The sequence below is a fragment of the Mycobacterium sp. genome, assembly GCF_035603715.1.
GTDB lineage: Bacteria > Actinomycetota > Actinomycetes > Mycobacteriales > Mycobacteriaceae > Mycobacterium.
The window spans coordinates 1-5422 of record NZ_DATNJW010000464.1; the positions used below are offsets into that span (position 1 = coordinate 1).

Sequence of the window (5422 nt, forward strand, 5' to 3'; positions counted from 1 at the left end):
GTCGACCCCAACGCACATCACGTCTTCCTTGGGGCCGATGTTCCAGCCGTAGGTCGCCTCAGGAGCGTAGAAATCTCCCAGCGGTCGCCAGTCGCCTGCTTTCTCGCAGTCCTTGTTGGCCTGCAGCCATCGGTCGACCCATGCCTCGAGTTTTTCGCGGGAGTGTGACGCCATTGTCAGTCTTCTTTCTCTTGGATCAATAGGGCTTGGGTGGGGCACATTTCGACGGCCCGCTCGACTTCATCGCGGGCCTCGTCAGGGGGTTCAGTGTCGAGGATCTCGACCTTTCCGCGTTTGGGCACCCGGAAGTAGTCCGGGGCCTCCAGTTCGCACATCGCATGGCCTTGGCATAAATCCAAGTCGACTCCGACCCGGTATCCCATGATCAGCTCCCGTTACGCCGGCGGTAGCGCGCCTTCGCCGGCCGGGCCAGTTGCACAACCATCTTGGAGTGGTCGTTGTGATAGCTGTCGGCGGCCTGCGCCATCTCGAACTCATACTCGCGCAACAGAACCGAGAAGATCGCCTTGATCTGCATCTGCGCGAACGCGGCTCCGACGCAACGGTGCCGTCCGGCGCCGAACGGGATCCAGGTCCATCGGTTGACGACGTCGGCCTGCTCGGGCTTGTTGTACCGGTCGGGGTTGAAGGCGTCGGGCTCGGGGAAGTCCTCGGGGATCCGGTTCGATATCGCGGGGGAGGCCGCGACGAAGTCACCCTTGTGAATCGGGAAGCCCTGCACCTCGAATTCGCCCTGGGCCACCCGCATCAAAATAATCAACGGTGGGTGCAGCCGCAGGGTCTCCTTGACCACGTTGTCCAGCTTGGGAATCTGGCGCAGCGCATGGAAACTCACCTCTTGGCCGTCGGAGTACAGCTCCTCGAGCTCGGTGAGTACCTCGGCGTAGGCCTCGGGATGACGAATCAACTCGATCAACGTCCACGCCGAAGTGCCGGAACTGGTGTGGTGCCCGGCGAACATCAGCGAGATGAACATCCCGGTGACCTCGTCGGCGGAGAACCGGGGATTACCGTCCTCGTCCTTGATCGACACCAGCACGTCGAGCATGTCGCGGTCAGCCTTGTCGGTGGGCGGGTTGGCGATCCGGTCGTTCATGATCTCCTGAACCACCGCAACCAGTTTCACGCGAGCCTCGTCGCGGCGCTGGAAGCTCTCGATCGGAAGATACGGATCGACGTAGCACAGCGGATCGGTGCCGCGCTCCAGCTCGTGGTAGTACTCGGCGAACCGGTGGTCGAGCTGTTCGCGGAATTTCAAGCCGATCAGGCAGGCCGTCGACGTGTAGATGGTCAACTCGGAAAAGAAGTCGAGCAGTTCGATCTCACCCTCGTCGCCCCAGCCGGCGATCATCTTCTTGACTTCGCCCTCGATGGTGGCGGCGTGGCCCTTCATCTGTTCGCCACGCAGCGCGGAGTTGTGCAGCATCTCCTTGCGCCGTTCGGGGCTGGCGTCGAACACCACGCCCTTGCCGAAGATCGGCGTCATGAACGGATAGGCCTCGGCCTGGTCGAGATCCTCGTCGGCGGAGCGGAAGAAGAACTCGTTGGCCTCGGCGCCCGACAGGAAGATGACGTGCTTGTCGACGAGCTGGAACCAGCCGACGTCGCCGCATTCGTCGCGGATCCGCTGCATCAAACCGATTGGGTCGGTGCGGAATTCCTCGAGATGGCCGTGTTCTTCGGCGCCGCCGGAAACCCGCGGCACGATAGCTGTGGTCACTGTCCTGGTATCCCCTCTTCGCCGAGTGCGAGCTTCTGGCGATCTCTGTTGTCGGCCAACGGGGCTTCGGGCTGAAGCTCCATGTTCGCGATGAACCCACCGCGCGGTGTCTCGGCGACGAACGTGATGGCTCGTCCCAGGTCCGCGGCGCGCAGGAAGTAGTCGTGGCGGGCCTGGCCCCACTTGGCCCAGTCCTCCAGCGCGGGACCGATCTTCTCGGCCGGCAGGCTCCAGCCCATCGCTGTTTTCGTGGGGCCGGGATGCACGATCGACGCCCGCACACCGGTACCTTCGAGTTCCATCTGCAGGTTGCTGACCATCGCGAGCAGCGCGGCCTTGGCCGCGCCGTAAGCACCCATGTGCGGCCGCTGACGCAGTGCCACATCGGAGCCGACGAAAATCAGGTCGCCGCGCTGACGGTCGAGCATGCCCGGCAGCACCGCGGCGGTCAGCCGGTTGGCGCCGATGAGGTGGATCTGCAGCTGTGAGTCGAACTCGTCGGTGGTGATCTCGGCGAGCTTGCCGAAGTAGGTGTCGCCCGCGCCGGCCACCAGCACCTCGATATCGCCGAGCGCGGCTACCGACTGTGCGACAAAGGATTTGACCGAGTTCGGGTCGGTGACGTCCAGATGGAAGCCGACTGCCTCGCCTCCGTCGGCGTTGATCTTGCCGACGATGTCGTCGAGCTTCTCGACCCGGCGGGCACCCAGGGCGACTGGGAAGCCGTGTGCGGCGAGTTCGATCGCCGTGGCTTCACCGATGCCGGAGGAGGCGCCGGCCACGATGGCCGGCCGGCGTTCGGGCAGTCGTTCAAAGCGGGGCATTCAGCGGACCTCCACGGTCATGGGTAGGTGAGCGAATCCGCGGACATTGCTGGAATGGACGCGGACGGCGTTGGCCTCGTCCACTTCGTAGCCGCGGATTCGCTTGAACAACTCGGTGAGGGCGACCCGGGCCTCCATCCGCGCCAAATGCGCGCCGAGGCAGAAGTGCGCACCACTGCCGAAACTCAATAGTTTGGAACCGATGTCGCGCCCGATCACATAGTCGTCGGCATTCTCGAATGCGCGTTCGTCGCGGTGCCCCGACCCGGGCAGCAGCAGCAGGATGTCGCCGTCGGGAATCGTGGTGTCGTAGAGCGTCAGTTCGCCGGCGACCGTGCGGGCCAGGATCTGGCTGGAGGTGTCGTAGCGCAATGTCTCCTCCACCCACGCCGGCACCAGCGAGAGGTCCGCGTAGACCGGGGTCAACTGGTCGGGGTTTTTGTGGCCCCAAAATGCGGCATTGGCAAGGAGTTTGGTGGTCGTCTCGTTTCCGGCGATCACCATCAAGAACATGAAGCCGAGGACTTCATCGTCGGTGAGGCGGTCGCCGTCGATCTCGGCCTCAAGCAGCGCGGTCGTCAGGTCGTCGGTCGGCTTCTTGCGGCGCTCCGCGACCATCTGCTGGTAGTAGACGATCAGGTTGATCGACGCCTCGACCGCGGCGGCCGGCACGTCGGTGACGCCATCGTCGCGGTGCATGACGCCGTCGGCCCAGGCGCGCACCTGGTCACGATCCGGCTCGGGGACCCCCATCAGTTCCGAGATGACGTCCATCGGGAGCTTGCCGGCGAACTCGTTCACGTAGTCGACAACTCCGTCGGCTGCCTTCTCCACCATGATGTCCAGGTGCTGGTGCGCGATCTCGGTGACCCGCGGTTCGAGCTCACGAATACGCCTGGGCGTGAAGCCTTTTGACACCAGAGTGCGCAGCCGCAGGTGCGCCGGGTCGTCCATGGCCAGGAACGACATGGTCTTCGACGCGTGCGGACCCCTCGCTGCGGGGTCCAGCGAGACGCCGTACTTGTTGGACAGCGTGGTGCTGTTGCGAAAGCCTTGGTGTACGTCGGCGTGCCGGGACACGGCCCAGAAGCCCAGCTCCTCGTTGCGATACAGCGGGGCCTCATCCCGCAACCTCTTGTAGTACGGGTACGGATCCTCGTGGAAGTCGTAGTCATACGGGTCCAGAAGTGGCTTGTCGATCTGAAGGGTCATCAGTCTTCCGTCTTGACAATGAGGCCGACCGCGTAGGCGAGGTGGTCGGCAATCTGGTGGTAGGTGTAGGCGCCGCTGGCGGCGTTGACCAGTGCGCCGAAGAACGCCATCTCGAGCACCGACACGATCCGGGGCTCGGCGTGGGGTCCGATGGCCGAGGTGATGCGACGGTGGACCTCCGCGCCGATCCGGTCGCGGACCGCCCGCACGGCGGGATCCCCGCCGCCGCCAAGTAACGCCGTCGTGCACGCCGCGGCGACCTCGGGTTCGTCGGCGACCACCAGCGCGAGGTGCCGCAGCGCCTTATCCACTCGTGTCGGCATCGGCTCGTTGACGTCGGTGAAGTACGGCACCTGTCGCACCAGATCGAGGTAGACCTCGGCGATCAGATGGTTCTTCGACGAGAAGTAGGTGTAGGCGGTGGCTGGGGCCACCTTGGCGCGGGCCGCCACTGCGCGCACGGTCAGGTCGGCGTAGGAGGTCTCGCGCAGAACCTCGACACCTGCGGTCAAGACCTTGCGGAAGGTCTCTTCCTGTCGACGGTTGCGCGGCACGTCCCGGACCGGACCGCCGGCGTCGGGAGTGATCGTGACCACTGGGTCGCTGGACACTTGTCCAAGCTATCCGATGCATCCGGCACGAGGCAAGCCCGTTCTGGATAACAGCAGATGAAGCCGCAGATCCAAGCTGAGAGCGGTGGTCACGGCGTGCCCGCCCTTGCATTTTCGGCGACGCGAAGACTATGTTCAACTGGATTATTCCGGACATGTGTCCATCCTGACGAACGGTGGAGGCGAAGATGGCATTGCTGGCCGACGGCGTGAGCCCGCTGCTCATCGACGGCAAGCTGACGAGCGGCCGCCACGGCACTTTTCCCACGATCAACCCGGCCACTGAAGAAGTGCTGGGTGTGGCCGCTGATGCCGACGCCGAGGACATGGGTCATGCGATTGAGGCGGCTCGCCGCGCCTTCGACGACACGGACTGGTCGCGCAACACCGAGCTGCGGGTGCGGTGTATTCGGCAGCTGCGCGACGCGATGCGCGAGCACGTCGAGGAACTGCGCGAGATCACCATTGCCGAGGTCGGCGCGCCACGAATGCTGACAGCCGCCGCCCAATTGGAGGGGCCGGTCGGGGATCTGAGCTTCGCGGCCGACACCGCCGAGAACTACCGGTGGAACTCCGATCTCGGTGAGGCATCGCCGATGGGGATCCCCACCCGCCGAACCGTTGCGCGTGAGGCCGTCGGTGTGGTTGGCGCGATCACCCCGTGGAACTTCCCGCATCAGATCAATCTGGCCAAGCTGGGTCCCGCGCTCGCCGCCGGCAACACGGTCGTGCTGAAGCCCGCGCCGGACACGCCGTGGTGTGCGGGTGTGCTCGGTGAGATCATCACCGAGCACACCGATTTTCCGCCGGGCGTCGTCAACATCGTCACTTCCAGCGACCACAGCGTGGGGGCGCTGTTGGCCAAAGACCCTCGGGTGGAGATGGTTTCGTTCACCGGCTCGACGGCCACCGGCCGCAGCGTGATGAGCGACGCGGCCGTGACGCTCAAGAAGGTGTTCCTGGAACTGGGGGGCAAGTCCGCGCTCGTCGTGCTCGACGACGCGGATCTGAACGGCGCGTGCTCGGTATCGGCG

General features: G+C 64.7%; 6 protein-coding genes and 1 pseudogene. 1 reads left to right on the forward strand and 6 read right to left on the reverse strand.

The genetic code is table 11. From position 1 onward, the window contains the following. The 6 genes and pseudogenes from VN856_RS19200 to VN856_RS19225 all read right to left on the reverse strand — a co-directional run. Positions 1-174 (reverse strand): annotated as a pseudogene (locus VN856_RS19200) (nuclear transport factor 2 family protein); the annotation flags it as partial. A gap of 2 nt (positions 175-176) precedes the next feature. Next, on the reverse strand, positions 177-383 hold the full coding sequence (locus VN856_RS19205) for a ferredoxin (protein ID WP_325691880.1): 207 nt from the start codon (positions 381-383) through the stop codon (positions 177-179). A gap of 2 nt (positions 384-385) precedes the next feature. Further along, the gene (locus tag VN856_RS19210; RefSeq protein WP_325691882.1) at positions 386-1741 is read right to left on the reverse strand and encodes a cytochrome P450; all 1356 of its coding nucleotides are present in this window, start codon (positions 1739-1741) and stop codon (positions 386-388) included. Next, on the reverse strand, positions 1738-2565 hold the full coding sequence (locus tag VN856_RS19215; protein ID WP_325691883.1) for an SDR family oxidoreductase: 828 nt from the start codon (positions 2563-2565) through the stop codon (positions 1738-1740). The genes VN856_RS19210 and VN856_RS19215 overlap by 4 nt, the downstream gene beginning before the upstream one ends. After that, on the reverse strand, positions 2566-3777 hold the full coding sequence (locus tag VN856_RS19220) for a cytochrome P450 (protein ID WP_325691885.1): 1212 nt from the start codon (positions 3775-3777) through the stop codon (positions 2566-2568). It abuts the gene before it with no gap. Beyond that, on the reverse strand, positions 3777-4388 hold the full coding sequence (locus tag VN856_RS19225) for a TetR/AcrR family transcriptional regulator (protein WP_325691887.1): 612 nt from the start codon (positions 4386-4388) through the stop codon (positions 3777-3779). Before VN856_RS19225 ends, VN856_RS19220 begins: the two co-directional genes overlap by 1 nt. Before the next feature lie 188 nt (positions 4389-4576). Between VN856_RS19225 and VN856_RS19230 the strand changes: the two genes are divergently transcribed. Beyond that, the coding region (locus VN856_RS19230; protein WP_325691889.1) for an aldehyde dehydrogenase family protein at positions 4577-5422 on the forward strand (846 nt) is incomplete at its 3' end.